21 protein-coding genes and 1 tRNA gene are annotated in these 18,937 nt (G+C 54.5%); 16 read left to right on the top strand and 6 right to left on the bottom strand.

Annotated elements, in window-relative coordinates:
- Window positions 1-161: 161 nt before the first annotated feature.
- The 15 genes from napF to ACU8YC_RS05875 all read left to right on the top strand — a co-directional run bounded on the left by napF (window position 162) and on the right by ACU8YC_RS05875 (window position 12,346).
- Entirely contained in the window at window positions 162-653 is a 492-nt protein-coding gene (napF, locus tag ACU8YC_RS05945; RefSeq protein ID WP_187253433.1) for a ferredoxin-type protein NapF, read from the top strand.
- The gene (gene napD, locus ACU8YC_RS05940; protein WP_446895115.1) at window positions 643-906 is read left to right on the top strand and encodes a chaperone NapD; all 264 of its coding nucleotides are present in this window, start codon (window positions 643-645) and stop codon (window positions 904-906) included. The genes napF and napD overlap by 11 nt, the downstream gene beginning before the upstream one ends.
- Window positions 903-3,389 carry a nitrate reductase catalytic subunit NapA gene (gene napA, locus ACU8YC_RS05935; protein WP_151219878.1) on the top strand — a complete coding sequence of 829 codons (2,487 nt, stop codon included), beginning with the start codon at window positions 903-905 and terminating at the stop codon, window positions 3,387-3,389. The genes napD and napA overlap by 4 nt, the downstream gene beginning before the upstream one ends.
- 6 nt (window positions 3,390-3,395) lie before the next feature.
- Window positions 3,396-4,091, top strand: a complete 696-nt coding sequence (napG, locus tag ACU8YC_RS05930; protein WP_151219877.1) for a ferredoxin-type protein NapG — start codon at window positions 3,396-3,398, stop codon at window positions 4,089-4,091.
- Window positions 4,078-4,941 carry a quinol dehydrogenase ferredoxin subunit NapH gene (gene napH / locus ACU8YC_RS05925; RefSeq protein WP_210904549.1) on the top strand — a complete coding sequence of 288 codons (864 nt, stop codon included), beginning with the start codon at window positions 4,078-4,080 and terminating at the stop codon, window positions 4,939-4,941. Before napG ends, napH begins: the two co-directional genes overlap by 14 nt.
- Complete coding sequence (gene napB / locus ACU8YC_RS05920) at window positions 4,938-5,387, top strand: nitrate reductase cytochrome c-type subunit (RefSeq protein WP_151219875.1); 450 nt, start codon at window positions 4,938-4,940, stop codon at window positions 5,385-5,387. The genes napH and napB overlap by 4 nt, the downstream gene beginning before the upstream one ends.
- Before the next feature lie 9 nt (window positions 5,388-5,396).
- A complete protein-coding gene (gene napC, locus ACU8YC_RS05915; protein WP_003027548.1) occupies window positions 5,397-5,999 on the top strand; it encodes a cytochrome c-type protein NapC in 603 nt (200 codons plus the stop codon).
- 20 nt (window positions 6,000-6,019) lie between these two features.
- Window positions 6,020-6,640 carry a cytochrome c biogenesis heme-transporting ATPase CcmA gene (ccmA, locus tag ACU8YC_RS05910; RefSeq protein WP_151219874.1) on the top strand — a complete coding sequence of 207 codons (621 nt, stop codon included), beginning with the start codon at window positions 6,020-6,022 and terminating at the stop codon, window positions 6,638-6,640.
- Window positions 6,637-7,296: a heme exporter protein CcmB gene (gene ccmB, locus ACU8YC_RS05905; RefSeq protein ID WP_151219873.1), complete on the top strand. Its 660-nt coding sequence runs from the start codon at window positions 6,637-6,639 to the stop codon at window positions 7,294-7,296. Before ccmA ends, ccmB begins: the two co-directional genes overlap by 4 nt.
- A 75-nt stretch (window positions 7,297-7,371) precedes the next feature.
- Window positions 7,372-8,109, top strand: a complete 738-nt coding sequence (locus tag ACU8YC_RS05900) for a heme ABC transporter permease (protein WP_151224740.1) — start codon at window positions 7,372-7,374, stop codon at window positions 8,107-8,109.
- Window positions 8,106-8,318: a heme exporter protein CcmD gene (ccmD, locus tag ACU8YC_RS05895; RefSeq protein WP_151219871.1), complete on the top strand. Its 213-nt coding sequence runs from the start codon at window positions 8,106-8,108 to the stop codon at window positions 8,316-8,318. Before ACU8YC_RS05900 ends, ccmD begins: the two co-directional genes overlap by 4 nt.
- Window positions 8,315-8,794, top strand: coding sequence for a cytochrome c maturation protein CcmE (ccmE, locus tag ACU8YC_RS05890; RefSeq protein ID WP_016153767.1), 480 nt, complete (start codon window positions 8,315-8,317; stop codon window positions 8,792-8,794). Before ccmD ends, ccmE begins: the two co-directional genes overlap by 4 nt.
- A complete protein-coding gene (locus ACU8YC_RS05885; RefSeq protein ID WP_187253428.1) occupies window positions 8,791-10,746 on the top strand; it encodes a heme lyase CcmF/NrfE family subunit in 1,956 nt (651 codons plus the stop codon). The genes ccmE and ACU8YC_RS05885 overlap by 4 nt, the downstream gene beginning before the upstream one ends.
- Window positions 10,743-11,300 (top strand): thiol:disulfide interchange protein DsbE, encoded by a 558-nt coding sequence (dsbE, locus tag ACU8YC_RS05880; RefSeq protein ID WP_005129316.1) that lies wholly within the window; start codon window positions 10,743-10,745, stop codon window positions 11,298-11,300. The genes ACU8YC_RS05885 and dsbE overlap by 4 nt, the downstream gene beginning before the upstream one ends.
- Window positions 11,297-12,346: a cytochrome c-type biogenesis protein CcmH gene (locus ACU8YC_RS05875; RefSeq protein ID WP_252837776.1), complete on the top strand. Its 1,050-nt coding sequence runs from the start codon at window positions 11,297-11,299 to the stop codon at window positions 12,344-12,346. The genes dsbE and ACU8YC_RS05875 overlap by 4 nt, the downstream gene beginning before the upstream one ends.
- A 101-nt stretch (window positions 12,347-12,447) precedes the next feature.
- Here the strand turns inward: ACU8YC_RS05875 and narP are convergent, their stop codons facing one another.
- The 4 genes from narP to ACU8YC_RS05855 all read right to left on the bottom strand — a co-directional run bounded on the left by narP (window position 12,448) and on the right by ACU8YC_RS05855 (window position 15,463).
- On the bottom strand, window positions 12,448-13,095 hold the full coding sequence (gene narP / locus ACU8YC_RS05870) for a nitrate/nitrite response regulator protein NarP (protein ID WP_016153764.1): 648 nt from the start codon (window positions 13,093-13,095) through the stop codon (window positions 12,448-12,450).
- Between the two features lie 197 nt (window positions 13,096-13,292).
- A tRNA-Pro gene (locus ACU8YC_RS05865) sits at window positions 13,293-13,369 on the bottom strand.
- A 74-nt stretch (window positions 13,370-13,443) separates the two neighbouring features.
- Entirely contained in the window at window positions 13,444-15,204 is a 1,761-nt protein-coding gene (yejM, locus tag ACU8YC_RS05860) for an LPS biosynthesis-modulating metalloenzyme YejM (protein ID WP_151219868.1), read from the bottom strand.
- Between the two features lie 31 nt (window positions 15,205-15,235).
- On the bottom strand, window positions 15,236-15,463 hold the full coding sequence (locus tag ACU8YC_RS05855; RefSeq protein WP_003027506.1) for a YejL family protein: 228 nt from the start codon (window positions 15,461-15,463) through the stop codon (window positions 15,236-15,238).
- A gap of 134 nt (window positions 15,464-15,597) precedes the next feature.
- On the opposite strand from ACU8YC_RS05855, the gene yejK reads away from it, so the two are divergent.
- Window positions 15,598-16,605, top strand: a complete 1,008-nt coding sequence (yejK, locus tag ACU8YC_RS05850) for a nucleoid-associated protein YejK (protein ID WP_151219867.1) — start codon at window positions 15,598-15,600, stop codon at window positions 16,603-16,605.
- Between the two features lie 101 nt (window positions 16,606-16,706).
- Here the strand turns inward: yejK and rplY are convergent, their stop codons facing one another.
- Together rplY and ACU8YC_RS05840 are read right to left on the bottom strand one after the other, a co-directional pair.
- Window positions 16,707-16,991, bottom strand: coding sequence for a 50S ribosomal protein L25 (gene rplY / locus ACU8YC_RS05845; protein WP_006683755.1), 285 nt, complete (start codon window positions 16,989-16,991; stop codon window positions 16,707-16,709).
- Window positions 16,992-17,115: 124 nt separating this feature from the next.
- Complete coding sequence (locus ACU8YC_RS05840) at window positions 17,116-18,876, bottom strand: DEAD/DEAH box helicase (protein WP_446895114.1); 1,761 nt, start codon at window positions 18,874-18,876, stop codon at window positions 17,116-17,118.
- Window positions 18,877-18,937 lie beyond the last annotated feature (61 nt).

Genomic DNA, 18,937 nt, shown 5'->3' with positions numbered 1-18,937 from the left:
AACACTCCTTTGATCCGGCAACAGCATTTACCCCGATTGGGGTATGCTCCTCTAACACATCCTGAAATATCTTACGGCTAAAAATAATTACTCATAAATAGTGCAGTTTTTTATGTCGTTCAACCCGTCGAGGGAGAGCGTCATTATGGAAGGACAATGTCATGGTTGATTTATCCCGTCGAGGTATGTTGACAGGCAGTTGGCGAAATGCCAACGCGGGGATCCGTCCGCCATGGAGCAAGGAAGACTCCCACTTTCTGGCCCATTGCCTCCGTTGTGACGCCTGCATCCAGGCGTGTGAAACCGACATCCTGCAGCGAGGCCAGGGTGGTTACCCGAGCGTAAATTTCAAACACGGCGAGTGCAGCTTTTGTTATGCCTGCGCAGAAGCCTGTCCCGAATCACTTTTTCTTCCGCGCCACACCAGGGCATGGGATCTGAATTTTACTATCGGGGAAAACTGTCTCGCACACCAGTCCGTTGAATGTCATCGCTGTCAGGATAGCTGTGAACCCATGGCCATAACCTTTCGTCCCACGCTGTCCGGCATTTATCAGCCGCAGCTCGACAATCAGGACTGTAACGGATGTGGCGCATGTGTCGCTATCTGCCCGGTATCAGCCATTAACGCGGAGTACAACCATGGACAATAACTGGCAGGTCTGCAGCCTGGTCGTTCAGGCCAAAAGCCAGCATATCAATGATATCGCCTCACAGTTACGTTCCTTTCCCGGTTGCGAAGTTGCCCTCAGCGATATGGAAAGCGGTCAACTGATCGTGGTGGTGGAAGCTGAACACAGCGAAACGTTAATGAAAACTATTGAGTCAGTGCGCAACGTTGCGGGCGTACTGGCGGTGTCGCTGGTTTATCACCAGCAGGATGAGCAAGGTGAGGAAACACCATGAAACTCAGTCGTCGTAGCTTTATGAAAGCTAACGCCGTTGCGGCCGCTGCGGCGGCTGCCGGGTTAAGCGTGCCGGGCGTAGCCCGTGCGGTAGCCGGTCAGCAAGAGGCCATTAAATGGGATAAAGCCCCGTGCCGTTTTTGCGGGACGGGCTGTGGCGTATTGGTCGGGACGCAGCAAGGGCGTGTTGTGGCATGCCAGGGCGACCCGGATGCGCCGGTTAACCGTGGGCTTAATTGTATCAAAGGTTACTTCCTGCCGAAAATCATGTACGGAAAAGACCGTTTAACGCAGCCGATGCTGCGCATGAAGGACGGGAAGTATCACAAAGAGGGCGAGTTCACCCCGATTAGCTGGGACCAGGCTTTTGACGTGATGGAAGAGAAATTCAAAACGTCCATGAAAGAGAAAGGCCCGGAGTCTATCGGTATGTTCGGCTCTGGTCAGTGGACGATTTGGGAAGGTTATGCTGCGGCTAAATTGTTCAAAGCGGGTTTCCGTTCCAATAACATTGACCCGAACGCGCGTCACTGCATGGCGTCAGCGGTAGTCGGCTTTATGCGTACCTTCGGTATGGATGAGCCGATGGGCTGCTATGACGATATCGAGCATGCTGACGCTTTCGTCCTGTGGGGCGCGAATATGGCGGAAATGCATCCGATCCTGTGGTCGCGCATCACCAACCGTCGTTTGTCCGACCCTAACGTTAACGTCGCGGTTCTTTCCACCTTCCAGCACCGCAGCTTTGAGCTGGCGGACAACGGTATGGTCTTCACGCCGCAAACCGATCTGGTGATCCTCAACTACATCGCGAACTACATTATTCAAAACAATGCGATAAATCAGGATTTCTTTAGTAAGCACGTTAACGTGCGTAAAGGCGTAACGGATATCGGCTACGGTCTGCGTCCTACCCATCCGCTGGAAAAAGCGGCGAAAAATCCGGGTTCCGATGCCTCTGAACCGATGAGCTTTGAGGACTACAAAGCTTTCGTTGCCGAGTACACACTCGATAAAACCGCCGAAATGACCGGCGTCCCGAAAGATCAACTGGAACAGTTAGCTCAGCTGTATGCCGATCCGAAGAAAAAAGTCATCTCCTACTGGACGATGGGCTTCAACCAGCATACCCGCGGCGTGTGGGCCAACAACCTGGTCTACAACCTGCACCTGCTGACCGGCAAAATCTCCCAGCCAGGCTGTGGTCCGTTCTCGTTGACCGGCCAGCCTTCCGCCTGCGGTACTGCGCGTGAAGTCGGTACGTTCTCTCACCGTTTGCCTGCGGACATGGTGGTAACGAATGAAAAACACCGCGATATCTGCGAGAAGCACTGGAATATACCGGCGGGGACAATTCCGGCGAAAGTCGGCCTGCATGCCGTGGCGCAAGACCGTGCGCTGAAAGACGGCAAGCTCAATGTCTACTGGACGATGTGTACCAACAACATGCAGGCTGGTCCGAACATCAACGAAGAACGTATGCCGGGCTGGCGCGATCCGCGCAACTTCATCATTGTCTCCGATCCGTATCCGACGGTCAGCGCCCTGTCTGCTGACCTGATCCTGCCGACCGCAATGTGGGTAGAAAAAGAAGGCGCCTACGGTAACGCGGAACGCCGTACACAATTCTGGCGTCAGCAGATTAAAGCGCCGGGCGAATCGAAATCGGATCTGTGGCAACTGGTGCAGTTCTCTCGTCGCTTCAAAACAGAAGAAGTGTGGCCGGAAGAGCTGCTGGCGCAGAAACCGGAACTCCGCGGCAAAACGCTGTATGACGTTCTGTTTGCCACGCCTGCAGTGACGAAATTCCCGGTGGCTGAACTGGCTGACGATCAGCTCAACGATGAGTCCCGTGAGCTGGGCTTCTATCTGCAAAAAGGACTGTTCGAAGAGTACGCATGGTTTGGTCGCGGTCATGGGCACGACCTTGCGCCATTTGACGATTATCACAAAGCGCGCGGCTTACGCTGGCCGGTCGTTGAGGGTAAAGAAACCCAGTGGCGTTACAGCGAGGGCAACGACCCTTATGTAAAAGCGGGCGAAAGCTATAAGTTCTACGGTAAGCCGGACGGCAAAGCGGTCATCTTCGCGCTGCCGTTTGAACCTGCTGCTGAAGCGCCGGATAAAGAATACGACCTGTGGCTGTCTACCGGACGTGTGCTGGAACACTGGCATACCGGCAGCATGACACGCCGTGTGCCTGAACTGCACCGCGCTTTCCCGGAAGCCGTGCTGTTTATCCACCCGCTGGATGCAAAAGCGCGCGATCTGCGCCGTGGCGATAAAGTCAAAGTGGTTTCCCGTCGTGGCGAAGTGATTTCGATAGTTGAAACACGCGGTCGTAACCGTCCGCCGCAGGGGCTGGTGTACATGCCGTTCTTCGATGCCGCACAGCTGGTGAACAACCTGACGCTGGATGCGACAGATCCGCTCTCCAAAGAGACGGATTTCAAGAAGTGCGCCGTGAAACTGGCGAAGGTGTAACGCGTTATGTCCCGGTCAGCTAAACCCCAAAATGGCCGCCGCCGCTTTCTGCGCGATATGGTTCGTGCTGCGGGTGGGCTGGCCGTCGTTGGCGTGGCGCTGGGGTTGCAACAGCAAACCGCACGAGCAACCGGCGTGCGGTTGCGCCCGCCCGGCGCACTGAGCGAGGAGGCGTTCGCCAGCGCCTGCGTGCGCTGCGGACAGTGCGTTCAGGCCTGCCCGTATGACACGTTGAAGTTGGCGACGCTGGCCTCCGGGCTGGCAGCGGGTACGCCGTATTTTGTCGCTCGTGAGATTCCCTGCGAAATGTGTGAGGACATTCCGTGCGCCAAAGTCTGCCCCAGCGGCGCATTGGACAGGGAAATTGCATCCATAGACGATTCACGTATGGGGCTGGCAGTTCTGCTGGATCACGAAAACTGCCTCAACTATCAGGGGTTACGCTGTGACGTTTGTTATCGCGAGTGCCCGAAAATTGATGAGGCTATCACCCTTGAGCTGGACCGCAACATGCGTACCGGCAAGCACGCGCGGTTTATTCCTACCGTGCACAGCGATGCCTGTACCGGCTGCGGGAAATGCGAAAAAGTCTGCGTACTGGAGCAGCCTGCAATAAAAGTGTTGCCGCTGTCGCTGGCGAAAGGGGAGTTAGGACACCATTACCGCTTCGGTTGGCTGGAGGGGAACAATGGCAAATCGTAAACGTGATGCCGGGCGTGAAGCGCAGGCGAAAAAAGGATGGTGGATGAGCCACCGCTGGCTGGTGCTGCGTCGTCTGAGCCAGTTTTTGATCCTGGCGATGTTCCTCAGCGGCCCGTGGCTTGGCGTGTGGATTCTGCATGGCAATTACAGTAGCAGCCTGTTGCTGGATTCCATTCCGTTCACCGACCCACTGATCACCCTGCAAAGCCTGGCCAGCGGACATCTGCCGGCGACGGTGGCGTTAACGGGCGCCATCATCATCACGGTGCTGTATGCCCTGGCGGGTAAGCGACTGTTTTGCAGTTGGGTTTGCCCAATGAACCCGGTTACCGATTTAGCCAGTTGGCTGCGCAGAAGGTTTGACCTGAATCAGTCCGCGACCCTACCGCGCCATATACGGTACGTCCTGCTGGTGGTCATTCTGGTCGGTTCAGCGCTGACTGGTACGCTGCTGTGGGAGTGGATAAACCCGGTTTCTCTGCTGGGACGCAGCCTGGTAATGGGATTCGGTAGCGGAGCGTTGCTGATCCTCGCGCTGTTTTTATTTGATTTACTGGTCGTTGAACACGGCTGGTGCGGGCATCTCTGCCCACTGGGTGCGCTGTATAGCGTAGTGGGAAGTAAAGGTGCATTAACCGTCTCAGCAAAAGAACGTAACAGATGTAACCGCTGTATGGATTGTTTTCATGTTTGCCCGGAACCGCATGTGCTACGTGCGCCGGTGCTGGATGAGCAAAGTCCGGTGCAGGTAACCAGTCGCGATTGCATGGCCTGCGGTCGCTGTGTGGATGTCTGTTCTGAGGATGTTTTTACAATAACAACACGATGGAGTTCGGGAGCGAAATCATGAAAAGCCATGACCTGATTAAAGCGCTGAGTCAATGGATGGCCGCGCTGGCCTTGCTAGTCAGTGGGGCAGTTTGGGCTGCAAATGGAGTGGATCTGAGCCAGTCACCGGAAGTCTCAGGAACGCAGGAAGGGGCGATTCGCATGCCGAAAGAGCAAGTGCGTATGCCGCTGAACTATGTGAATCAGCCGCCGATGATTCCGCACAGCGTTGAAGGATATCAGGTGACGACTAACACTAACCGCTGCCTGCAATGCCACGGTGTGGAAAGCTATCGCACCACCGGTGCGCTGCGCGTCAGTCCTACGCACTTTATGGATAGCGACGGCAAGGTATTGGCTGAAGTCGCGCCGCGTCGTTATTTCTGTCTGCAATGTCACGTTCCGCAGGCTGACGCTGCGCCGATTGTTGAAAATACCTTCACCCCCTCGAAAGGTTACGGGAAATAAGAGGTCATTATGGAAAATTCTAACCGTAAACCAGGCTGGATTAAGCGCGTCTGGCAATGGTGGCGTCGCCCCAGCCGTCTGGCGCTCGGCACGCTGTTGTTAATCGGCTTTGTGGGCGGCATTATTTTCTGGGGCGGCTTTAATACCGGTATGGAAAAGGCCAATACAGAAGAGTTCTGCATTAGCTGTCACGAAATGCGCAATACGGTGTACCAGGAATACATGGAAACCGTACACTACAACAACCGTAGTGGTGTGCGAGCGACTTGCCCTGATTGCCATGTCCCACACGAGTGGGGTCCAAAAATGATCCGTAAGATCAAGGCCAGTAAAGAGCTGTACGCGAAAGCACTGGGGTTAATAGATACACCGCAGAAATTTGAAGATCATCGTTTAACGATGGCGCAAAATGAGTGGCGGCGTATGAAAGATAACAATTCGCAAGAGTGTCGAAACTGTCACAACTTCGAGTTTATGGATTTAACCGCCCAGAAAGGCGTAGCGGCCAAAATGCACGACCAGGCCGTGAAAGACGGGCAAACCTGTATTGACTGCCATAAAGGGATAGCGCACAAACTGCCTGATATGCGCGAAGTCAAACCGGGCTTTTAACAGGATGTAGATAACCAGGTATGCTTGAAGCCAGAGAATTACTTTGCGAGCGGGATGACAGAATACTTTTCAGTGAGTTGTCATTTCGCGTCAACGCAGGGGAATGGGTACAAATTACCGGCAGCAACGGCGCAGGGAAAACCACTCTTCTGCGGTTGCTTACCGGGCTGGCGCGTCCCGATGCAGGGGAGGTTTGCTGGCAAGAGCAACCGTTGCATCATGTGCGGGATAGCTACCACCAACAATTGTTGTGGATCGGACATCAGCCGGGGATAAAAACCCGGCTTTCGGCGTTGGAGAACCTGCGTTTCTTCCACCACGACGGCGACATCGCACAGTGTCTGGCGGCGCTGGCGCAGGCGGGGCTTGCCGGATATGAAGATATTCCGGTGAACCAACTCTCCGCCGGACAACAGCGGCGCGTGGCGCTGGCCCGTTTGTGGCTGACTCGCGCCCGGTTGTGGATCCTCGATGAGCCCTTTACCGCCATTGATGTGAACGGCGTTGAGCGACTGACTCAGCGTATGGCGCAGCATACGGAGCAGGGGGGTATTGTTATTCTCACTACCCACCAACCGCTCAATGTCGAAACCGATAAAGTGCGACGTATTGCGCTGACCAGCGAGAGGACAACGCAATGATGTGGCGAATCTTCCGTTTAGAACTGCAAGTTGCGTTTCGTCATAGTGCGGAAATCGCCAATCCTTTATGGTTCTTCCTGATTGTTATCACGTTGTTCCCTTTGAGCATCGGTCCGGAGCCGCAGCTGCTGGCGCGCATTGCGCCGGGCATCATCTGGGTTGCGGCACTGCTGGCGTCGTTGCTGGCGCTGGAACGGTTGTTTCGTGATGACTTACAGGATGGCAGCCTTGAGCAACTGATGCTGCTGCCGCTGCCGCTGCCGGCAGTAGTTCTGGCGAAGGTGATGGCGCACTGGGTTGTGACCGGTTTGCCGTTGCTCATCCTCTCGCCGTTAGTCGCTCTGTTGCTGGGCATGGATATGTACGGCTGGAAAATTATGGCGTTGACCTTATTACTTGGGACGCCAACGCTGGGCTTTCTCGGCGCACCGGGTGTGGGGTTGACGGTAGGCTTAAAGCGCGGCGGTGTGTTGTTGAGCGTGCTGGTTCTCCCGCTCACCATCCCCTTACTGATTTTTGCGACCGCCGCGATGGATGCGGCTTCCATGCACTTACCGGTTGAAGGGTACATGGCGATTTTGGGCGCGTTGCTGGTAGGCAGCGCCACGCTAAGCCCGTTTGCCACGGCTGCGGCGTTACGGATAAGCGTGCAATAGCGCAGATTAGATGTGCAGGCCGGGCAAGACGCTCAGGCAAAACGGATATTAATTATGGAGTCTGGTGACTGAACTATGTGGAAAACACTTCATCAATTGGCGATGCCCCCTCGGCTCTATCAGATCTGTGGCTGGTTTATTCCGTGGCTGGCGATTGCCAGCGCGGTGGTACTGATTACAGGCTTGATCTGGGGCTTTGGTTTCGCGCCTGCAGATTATCAACAGGGGCAGAGCTATCGCATTATTTATCTGCACGTTCCGGCGGCAATATGGTCGATGGGAATTTACGCATCAATGGCTGTTGCCGCGTTTGTCGGCCTGGTCTGGCAGATGAAAATGGCCAATCTGGCGTTGGCTGCGATGGCGCCCATTGGTGCAGTGTTCACCTTTATTGCGCTGGTGACGGGTTCCGCATGGGGCAAACCGATGTGGGGAACCTGGTGGGTCTGGGATGCCCGACTCACCTCTGAACTGGTACTGCTGTTTCTCTACGTTGGCGCCATTGCGCTGTGGCATGCGTTTGATGACCGCCGCCTGGCGGGGCGTGCTGCCGGCATTCTGGTGCTGATTGGCGTGGTCAACTTACCGATAATTCACTACTCGGTTGAGTGGTGGAATACGCTGCATCAGGGGTCAACCCGCATGCAGCAGAGCATCGATCCGGCAATGCGCGCGCCGCTGCGTCTGGCTATCGTCGGCTACCTGTTACTGTTTGTCACGCTGGCGCTGATGCGCATGCGTAACCTGATTTTGATGATGGAAAAACGCCGCCCCTGGGTGAGCGAACTGATCTTAAAAAGAGGCCGCCAATGACCCCTGCATTTGCATCATGGAGTGATTTTTTCGCGATGGGCGGTTACGCCTTGTATGTCTGGCTGGCTGTCGCCATGACCCTTATTCCTCTGGTGGCGCTGGTGCTGCATTCTGCATTACAGCATCGCGCAATCTTACGCGGTGTGGCGCAGCAGCGGGCGAGAGAAGCGCGTATGCGTGCGGCGCAAGTGCAACGGGAGGCGGCGTGAATATTCGACGTAAAAATCGGCTATGGATAGCCTGTGCGGTGCTTGCTGGTCTGGCTTTGACCATTTCGCTGGTGCTCTATGCGCTGCGTTCCAATATCGATCTGTTCTATACGCCGGGAGAGATACTCTACGGTAAGCGTGAAACCCAGCAGATGCCTGAAGTCGGTCAGCGCCTGCGCGTGGGCGGTATGGTTATGCCCGGCAGCGTAAAGCGCGATCCGCAGTCATTGAAAGTGAATTTCAGCATCTATGACGCCGAAGGTGTGGTGGATGTAACCTATGAAGGTATTCTGCCGGACCTGTTCCGTGAAGGGCAGGGCGTCGTCGTTCAGGGCGAGCTGGACGGGGGAAATCATGTGCAGGCCAAAGAGGTTCTGGCCAAACATGATGAAAACTACACCCCGCCGGAAGTCGAAAAAGCGATGCAGGAAAACCATCGTCGTCCGGAAAGTGTTTATAAGGATAAAACGTCATGATGCCTGAAATTGGCAACGCGCTGTTATGCCTTGCGCTTGGCGTTGCATTACTGCTGTCGGTCTATCCGCTTTGGGGCGTAGCGCGCGGCGATGTACGGATGATGGCTTCCGCGCGGCCCTTTGCCTGGGTGTTATTTATCTGTGTGATGGGGGCGTTCCTGATTCTGGTCAACGCCTTCGTGGTTAATGACTTTACCGTCACCTACGTCGCAAGCAACTCCAATACCCAGCTTCCGGTCTGGTATCGGGTGGCGGCGACGTGGGGCGCGCATGAGGGCTCGCTGCTGCTGTGGGTGCTGCTGATGAGTGGCTGGACGTTCGCCGTCGCGGCGTTCAGCCAGCGCATGCCGCTGGATATCGTCGCCCGCGTGTTGGCGGTGATGGGGATGGTCAGCGTCGGCTTCCTGTTGTTTATCCTGTTTACCTCCAACCCGTTTGCCCGTACGCTGCCTAACTTTCCTATTGAAGGGCGCGATCTGAACCCGCTGTTGCAGGATCCGGGGCTTATTTTCCACCCGCCGTTGCTGTACATGGGGTATGTCGGTTTCTCCGTGGCATTTGCTTTTGCCATTGCCGCGTTGATGAGTGGACGACTGGACAGCACCTTCGCCCGTTTTTCGCGTCCGTGGACGCTGGCGGCGTGGGTCTTTTTGACGCTGGGCATTGTGCTCGGTTCTGCCTGGGCCTATTACGAGCTGGGTTGGGGCGGCTGGTGGTTCTGGGATCCGGTCGAAAACGCCTCGTTTATGCCATGGCTGGTGGGAACGGCGCTGATGCACTCGTTGTCGGTGACAGAACAGCGCGCCAGCTTTAAAGCATGGACACTGCTGCTGTCAATCTGCGCCTTCTCGCTTTGCCTGTTAGGAACTTTCCTTGTGCGCTCTGGCGTGTTGGTGTCGGTGCATGCCTTCGCCTCCGATCCGTCGCGCGGTATGTTCATTCTGGCCTTCATGGTGCTGGTGATTGGTGGCTCCCTGCTGCTGTTTGCCGTGCGCGGTCACAAGGTTCGCTCGCGGGTTAATAACGCACTGTGGTCACGTGAATCGCTGCTGCTGGGGAATAACGTTCTGCTGATTGCCGCCATGCTGGTGGTGCTACTGGGCACATTGCTGCCGCTGGTGCACAAACAGCTCGGGTTGGGCAGTATTTCGATTGGCGAGCCGTTCTTCAACACAATGTTCACCTGGCTAATGGCGCCGTTCGCGCTGTTGCTGGGGATTGGACCATTAGTGCGCTGGGGGCGTGACCGACCGCGTAAGCTGAAAACACTATTGCTTGTCGCGTTTGTCACCACGCTTGTCCTGTCGCTGCTGCTGCCGTGGCTGTTTGAGGATCGCATTGCGGCGATGACCGTCGTGGGCCTGGCGATGGCGTGCTGGATTTTTGTACTGGCGATGGCCGAAGCGTTCCTGCGTATTTCCCGCGGAACGAAGTTAACACCAAGCTATTGGGGCATGGTGTTGGGTCACGTAGGGTTGGCGATCACCATTGTCGGTATTGCCTTTAGCCAGAACTACAGCGTTGAACGTGATGTGCGTATGAAGGCGGGTGATAGCGTCAGTATCCATAACTATCAGTTTACGTTCCGCGAAGTGAGAGATATTACCGGACCAAACTACCGGGGGGGCGTTGCCATTATTGGCGTCACTCGTGATGGTAAACCGGAAGCCACGCTGCATGCGGAAAAACGCTTCTATAACAGCACCAGTTCGATGATGACTGAAGCGGCAATTGACGGCGGATTCACACGTGACCTTTACGCTGCGTTGGGCGAAGAACTGGATAACGGCGCCTGGGCTGTACGTCTGTATTATAAACCGTTTATTCGCTGGATTTGGGCCGGAGGATTGCTGATGGCGCTGGGTGGGTTGTTCTGCCTGTTTGATCCACGCTATCGCCAGCGCACGCGTCCTCGCGCTGCGGTGCAAAAAAATGCGTCGGAGGCTGTATGAAGCGCAACGCACTGTTAATCCCGTTTATTATTTTTCTCATTATTGCTGCGGCGCTGCTGTGGCAGTTAGCGCGCAACGCGCAAGGGGACGACCCCACGAATCTGGAATCGGCGCTGATTGGCAAACCGGTTCCAACATTCCGCCTCGAATCGCTGGAAAATCCGGGCCAGCATTATCAGGCCGATGTGCTGACGCAGGGCAAACCGGTATTGCTGAACGTCTGGGCGACCTGGTGTCCGACCTGTCGCGCAGAGCATCAGTATCTGAATCAGCTGTCTGCGCAGGGCGTGCGGGTGGTGGGTCTGAACTATAAAGACGATCGCCAGAAAGCTATTGTCTGGCTGAAAGAGCTGGGCAATCCATATGCGCTGAGCCTGTTTGACGGCGATGGGATGCTTGGCCTGGATCTTGGTGTGTACGGCGCGCCGGAGACGTTTCTGATCGACGGGAAAGGCATTATTCGCTACCGCCATGCTGGTGATTTAAACGCCAGGGTATGGGAAAGCGAGATCAAACCGTTGTGGGATAAGTACAGTAAGGAGGCTGCGCAATGAGAGTTTTACTGGGCCTGCTAATGCTGGTTATCTCGGGATCCGCTCTGGCGACTATTGACGTGATGCAGTTTAAGGACGAAGCGCAGGAGCAGCAGTTCCGTCAGCTTACCGAACAACTGCGTTGTCCTAAATGTCAGAACAACAGCATTGCTGATTCTAACTCAATGATTGCCACTGACCTGCGCCAGAAAGTGTACGAACTGATGCAGGAAGGAAAAAGCCAGAAAGAAATTGTTGATTACATGGTGGCGCGTTACGGCAACTTCGTCACTTACGATCCGCCATTGACGCCGCTTACCGTGCTGCTGTGGGTAATGCCGGTGGTAGCCATTGGTCTGGGAGGCTGGATTATTTTCGCTCGTACCCGCCGACGCGTTCGGGTGAAACAGGAGGCGTTTCCTGACGACGTTATCCCGGATGGCAAGCGCGGTGGATTCGGGTTGTTTGTGCCTGGCATCGTGGTGGCGCTGGGGGTTGGCGCAGTGAGCTATTACGAAACCGGCAACTATAAGCAGGTTCAGGTCTGGCAACAGTCCACCGCTCAGGCTCCGGCGCTGCTGGAGCGGGCGTTGGATCCAAAAGCTGATCCGCTCAATGAAGAAGATATGACACGTCTGGCGCTGGGTCTGCGCACTCGCTTACAAGCCGATCCTGCCAACGTTGAAGGTTGGATCATGCTTGGGCGCATTGGCATGGTACTTGGTAACGCCAGTACGGCCACTGAAGCCTATGCCAATGCTTATCGACTGGATCCGAAAAACAGCGATGCTGCGCTGGGCTATGCGGAAGCGCTGACCCGTTCTTCCGATCCTGACGATAACCGTCGGGGAGGGGAGCTGCTACGCCAGTTGGTACGCGGCGAACATGCCAACGTGCGGGTTCTCAGCATGTACGCGTTTAACGCTTTTGAACAGCAGCGCTTTGGCGAGGCGGTTGCGGCGTGGGAGATGATGCTGAAATTATTACCCGCCAACGATACTCGTCGGGCGGTGATAGAACGCAGCATTAAGCAGGCGATGGAACAGCTAACGCCGCAGGAGAAGTAAGATTGGAAGATGCCGGATGGCGACGCAAAGCGTCTTATCCGGCCTACTAATGCACGTGACTTGTAGACCCGATAAGCGTAGCGCCATCGGGCAATATCTGATTACTGCATGCCGCGCGTTTGTAAAAACAGGATGGTGGCAGCGACACGAGAACGCACGTTGAGTTTGCGCAGCAGATTGCGAATATGCACCTTCACCGTCTGTTCAGAAATATTCAGCACTGATGCAATCTGTTTGTTCGACAGCCCCTGAGCCAGTTCATGTAACACATCCAGTTCGCGTTCGGTGAGAATGCTGAATGGATCTTCCTGGGCGCCAAACAGGTCGCGCTCACGCAAATATTCGCTAACGCGGGTACTAAAGGCTTTACCGCCTTTGGCGCCGCTGCGAATGGCCTCCAGCAGAACTTCAGGATCGCTGTCTTTAAGCAAATAACCATCCGCGCCGGCATCAATTAAGGCATACACATCGCTGGCGGCATCCGAAACGGTTAGAATAATAATTTGCGCGGTGACGCCGTCCCGACGCAGCGCATTCAGGGTATCCAGCCCGCTCATCCCTTTCATATTGAGATCCAGCAGGATCACATCAAGGTCAAGGCGATTTGCCAGATCGATAGCACTGGCACCGTCACCCGCTTCCGCGACTACGTTAAAGGCGGGATCAAGTTGCAATAATTGACTAATTCCCCGCCGCATCAGTGGGTGGTCGTCGACAATCAGCACCCGAAAAGGCGTTGCTTCAGGCATACTATTCTCCTGAGTTTTTATTAGTATCATTATTGTTTTCAGCGCATCAATCGTCCAGATTCATCGCGCTGATAAGAGGATAAATTTTACCCCAATTTGTGCATGGGTAAGTAGTAAAACCTGTGCAGAAAAGGGTGGGAATGCTGAATAATGGACATAAAAAAACCAACCCGAGGGTTGGTTTTTTTGGGGATTTTTGGTCGGCACGAGAGGATTTGAACCTCCGACCCCCGACACCCCATGACGGTGCGCTACCAGGCTGCGCTACGTGCCGACGCTATGGCTGCTAATACTACTGCTTTCCGCTACGAATGCAAGAGGATGTCTCGCTAACTGATTTATAATTAATCAGTTAGCAATAAATCGCTTCTCATCCGTCAGAACCTGTAACAGCAGACTTAGCTGCGGTTTCTGATCTTTTATTTTCTCGCCGCGTAAATTATAGGTCTGATAATTACCGTTGTTATTCAGCACCAGCGTCATCTCCGGTGTGGTAACGGCCATCGTGCTGCCGTCGGCGGCAGTAACCCAGTAATGGCGGCGGGTTGCATTGAACAGATCCTGCCCCTGTGAGTATTCGTTAGCAGGTGTACTGACGTGCAACAGGCGCTGCATTAGCGTTGTCATCAGGTCTGTATGATCGGTCAGACTATTGATGCGCTGGGCAGGCGTTCCCGGCCAGTGAATAACCAGAGGAACCTGCAGATGACCGCGTGACCAGGCAAAGTTGTTCTCTTCCTGCGTCAGCGGTACGCCCCGACCTGCGGTAATAATCACCACCGTGTTATCCAGTTTACCTGAGTCGCGCAGGGCGCTAATAACGCGGTTGATGTTGGCATCCACATCCTGAGCGGCGCTGGCATAGCGTTTGGCAAAATTCTTCTGGTTGCTGTCATCAAGGTTCGTCCCGTTAAAGGAGACCCACGAGAACCAGCGGTTATCTTCCTGCGCGTAGCGTCCCAGCCAGTTAATCCACTGGCTTGCGGTTTGTTCGTCAGATTGCGTTTGCACGCTTGGCATGGAGAAATCTGACAGCAGCGCCTGGCGATATAGCGGGCTGGTAAAGCCGTCCGAGGAGAATAGCCCTAACTGATAACCCTGCTGGTTCAGCGCGGATATCAACGCCGCAGGCGTTCGGGTCGATAAAATGCCGTCCATGTAGCTTGGCGATACACCATAGAACAGGCCAAAAATCCCGTTATCCGTGGTGTTGCCAGTGCTCATGTGACGCGTAAAGGAGATATTCTGCCCGGCGAATTCAGCCAGCGCAGGCATCTGCTTTTCAAAGCGTGAATAGTTCAGGCCGTCGACGGTGATCAGCAGGACGTTCTGGCCGGTGCCCATATCACGATAGCGCAGTTCGCTGAGCGGGTATTGTACGGATACTGCTTCCGGATTCCCCTGCTCGATCAGGCGACGCTGGTACTCTTGCGCATCCAGCAGACCATGTTTTTCCAGGAACTTACGCGCCGTCATCGGGTAGGAGAGCGGCAAGTTTGCGCGCTGCATGGTAATCGGGCGATAGAAATTGGCATCCGCCCAGATATACACCACGTGCGAGGCGATAAAGCAAATGAAGAAAAATGCGGCTAACGGTTTGGCAAAATGGCGGCGACGCGTCAAGCTACGTAGCTTTTGCCAGCTCCAGGTCGCAAAGAGCATTTCAATTAACAGAATCACTGGCACACTGATAAACATCAGTTGCCAGTCACGCGCAGCTTCATTCTGGTCAGGGTTGATGACCAGTTCCCAGACGATCGGGTTGAGGTGCAGATGGAAGCGGGTGAAAACTTCGCTGTCGATGAGCAACAGCGTCATGCCAGCCGTCGCCAGAATCGCTGACAAGAATCGCATCAGCCTCTGGGACATGACGATAAACGTCAGGGGAAACAGAATCAACAGATAGGCGGCAAAGACCAGAAAACTAAAATGTCCGACCAGGCTTACATAGGAATAAATGCGACCTGCAAGCGTTGTCGGCCAGTCGGCGACAAACAGGTAACGGCTACCGAGTACCACGGCCAACAGAATGTTGAACAAGGCAAACCAGTGCCCCCAGCTAACCATCTGGGAGACTTTCTCACGGTAGCGCTGACGATGAGTTACCATAAACTGTTGTTCGTTTCCCCGGAGCAGGCTCTTAATGCGCTTGGTCGTCGTTTACCGAAGACTGCAATGCGCGGGCAAAAGAGTTGGCAATCGCCTGGCGCTGGGCCGGTGCGATGCTTGTATTGATAAGGTTAGTTACCATATTTCCCAATACCATCAGGGAAAGATCGGTCGGCGCCTTATGTTTTTCCAGTACGTTGAGCATCTCATTCAGCAGTTGTTCAACGTGTTCGTCACTATAGCGGGAAATTTGTGGCATAAATCGAAATCAGTCTGTTCATGAAAGGGCAACATATTACCGTACAGACAGTTTTTTTTCTGCTTTTTTATCTTCTATTGCGTCACTGCCCGGCAGGTGGTTGAATACCGCCCGGTCTAAAAGGAGAGTTTATCATGAGTCTGGATATCAACCAGATTGCCCTGCACCAGCTTATCAAACGTGACGAGCAGAATCTTGAGCTGGTCTTGCGCGATTCATTACTGGAACCGACAGCGACTGTTGTCGAGATGATGGCTGAGCTGCATCGGGTATATAGCGCCAAGAATAAAGCCTATGGCCTGTTTAGCGAAGAGAGTGAACTGGCGCAAACGCTGCGTTTACAGCGTCAGGGCGAAGAGGATTTTCTGGCTTTCAGTCGTGCCGCGACCGGACGCTTGCGGGACGAGCTGGCGAAATATCCTTTTGCCGACGGCGGCATTGTCCTGTTCTGCCATTACCGATATCTGGCGGTAGAGTATCTGTTGGTCGCCGTGCTGAACAATTTAAGCAGCATGCGCGTCAATGAAAATCTGGATATCAATCCGACGCACTATCTGGATATCAATCATGCGGATATCGTGGCGCGCATTGATTTAACCGAGTGGGAAACTAACCCGGAGTCCACGCGCTATCTGACGTTCCTGAAAGGGCGGGTAGGGCGCAAAGTCGCCGATTTCTTTATGGATTTCCTCGGTGCCAGCGAAGGTCTGAACGCCAAAGCGCAAAACCGTGGTCTGCTGCAGGCTGTCGATGACTTTACCAATGAGGCGCAGCTCGATAAAGCTGAACGCCAGAACGTGCGTCAGCAGGTGTACAGCTACTGCAACGAGCAGTTACAAGCCGGTGAAGAGATCGAGCTGGAGTCGCTGTCTAAAGAACTTTCCGGTGTCAGTGAAGTTAGCTTCAGCGAATTTACCGCTGATAAAGGTTACGAGCTGGAAGAGAGCTTCCCTGCGGATCGCAGTACGCTGCGTCAGTTAACCAAATTTGCTGGCAGCGGCGGTGGGTTAACTATTAACTTCGACGCCATGTTACTGGGTGAACGTATTTTCTGGGATCCGGCGACGGACACCTTGACCATCAAAGGTACGCCACCGAACCTGCGCGACCAGCTGCAGCGCCGCACGTCGGGTGGGAAGTAAAATGTTAATGCCGGATGGCGGCGTAAAGCCATATCCGGCCAACCGATAAGCCCCATAAAAAAACCCCGCCGAGGCGGGGTTTTTTTTCAACTTGTAGGCGATTACGCGCGAACGAAGTCGATGTGAGTCAGCTTCGGCTTGAACGCATGACGCTGTACAGCCTGAGCTTTAACTTTAACTTCTTTACCGTCAACAACGATGGTCAGAACTTCGCTGTAGAATTCAGCTTTAGCTTGCATGTTCATAACTGCATCGTGATCCAGTTCGATAGCAATCGGGGCTTCTGCGCCACCGTAGATGATTGCCGGGAACTTGTTAGCGGCACGCAGGCGGCGGCTCGCACCCTTACCCTGCTCTTTACGTACTTCAGCGTTGATAGTAAACATTTAAATCTCTCTTTAATAATTCCTGCTACAGGCGACCCAGCAACAGGTATGTGATCTGCTTTGCGTATGCAAAAGCGGGCGAGATTCTATACTCAAACGCCTGGCACATCAATCAAAAGTACGATTAACCGCGTAATTCATGTGCCCGACGAAAGCGTCCTTCATAATCGAAGACCTTTTCACGTACCTGCCAGTACTGACCTTTCATGCGCGCCACCACGAAATCAGGATGACGTAACAGCGCCTGCTGGGCGAGGATATCGGCGGCGGTTATCCAGCGTAAGGGAATGCCGGGCGTTCGGGTATGCGGGCGAATAAACAGTTGTTCGAAGGCCGTTCGCTGCGCGGGAGTGTGCAGGCGAAAGCGTTCGCTGACGTCGGCGCCATCTTCATCGTAATAGGTTATTTTCAGCCATTCGCCTTTTTCATCCTGCCCATTTTGTAGCGCCATCCCGCTGCAGCGCAAAACCAGCGCATCTTTAAGCCTGAGCGCGGCTTTCAACATGTCATCCGGGTCAACCAGCACCGTGTCGCACTCCCGGCAACGGCGGGCGGCGATGTCATTTTCCGCATTGCACTGTGGGCAGTTTTTAAAACGGAAACGAAAATCGCACTGTTCGCGATGGCCATCATCATCTTCAAACCATCCCTGACAGCGGCGGCCAAAGTGCTCAATCAGCGTGCCGTCGGCCGTTGTTTTGCCCCAGAAGGTGTTGGCAAAGCCGCAGGCAGGGCAGAACACCTGTACCGGAACGTTGTCGCTTTTCCCTTTCGGCGCACCGACTTCCGGCGCGTACAGGTCGTGCGGGTTGCCAGCGTAATCGAGGATCAGACAGTCGGTTTTACCCGGCGCCAGGCGCAGCCCACGGCCGACAATTTGTTGGTAAAGGCTAACTGACTCGGTCGGGCGCAGAATGGCGATAAGGTCGACGTGCGGGGCATCGAAGCCGGTGGTCAGGACCGACACATTCACCAGATAGCGAAAGTGTTGGGCTTTGAACTCTTCAATTAACACGTCGCGTTCAACGCCAGGCGTGTCCCCGGTGATTAGCGCGGCATCGTCAGCAGGTAGCAAACCCAGAATTTCCTTGGCATGCTCAACGGTGGCGGCGAAAATCATCACCCCTTTACGCGTCTGGGCAAACTCGACAATCTGGCTGATGATATGCGGCGTTATTCGCTGCTGTTTTTTCAGTTCCTGATTCAGGTCCGCTTCGCTAAACAGGCCGTTAATCTGCGCCTGCAGGCGGCTGAAATCATATTGCACGACCGGCATGTCAAGGCGTTCTGGTGGCGTCAGATAACCGTGTTTAATCATGTAGCGCAGTGGTAATTCGTAAATGCAGTCGCGAAACAGCGCTTTTTCATCGCCGCGCACCATTCCGTGATAATGAAAATGGTAAATCCAGCCTTTGCCCAAACGAAAAGGTGTGGCGGTAAGCCCGAGCAGGCGTAAGTGGGGATTTACTTTGGTCAGGTGAGTGAGGATTTGCTGATACTGACTCTCTTCATCATCGCCAATACGGTGACATTCATCGACGATAAGCAGAGAGAATTCTCCCTGAAAGGCATCCAGATTACGTGCCACCGACTGTACGCTGCCAAATACCACTTTCCCGTGGCTCTCTTTACGCTTCAGACCTGCGGCAAAAATATCGGCTTCCAGCCCCAGCGCGCAATATTTGGCGTGGTTTTGCGCGACCAGTTCTTTGACGTGCGCCAGTACCAGTACGCGACCGCGCGCCACGCGGGCCAACTCGGCAATCACCAGGCTTTTGCCCGCACCGGTTGGCAGGACGATCACCGCCGGCGTGCGGTGATGGCGAAAATGGTTGAGCGTGGCGTCAACAGCTTCTTTTTGGTACGGGCGAAGAGTAAAAATCATGGGCTCACTAAAATAAACAATAACAAGGAGTAGTATGCCATGAATCATTTCTCTTGAGGGA

It is taken from the genome of Citrobacter sp. VF227 (genome assembly GCF_052950715.1).
Note: the sequence above shows the minus strand (reverse complement) of the source record. Positions and strands in the feature narration are given on the sequence as shown.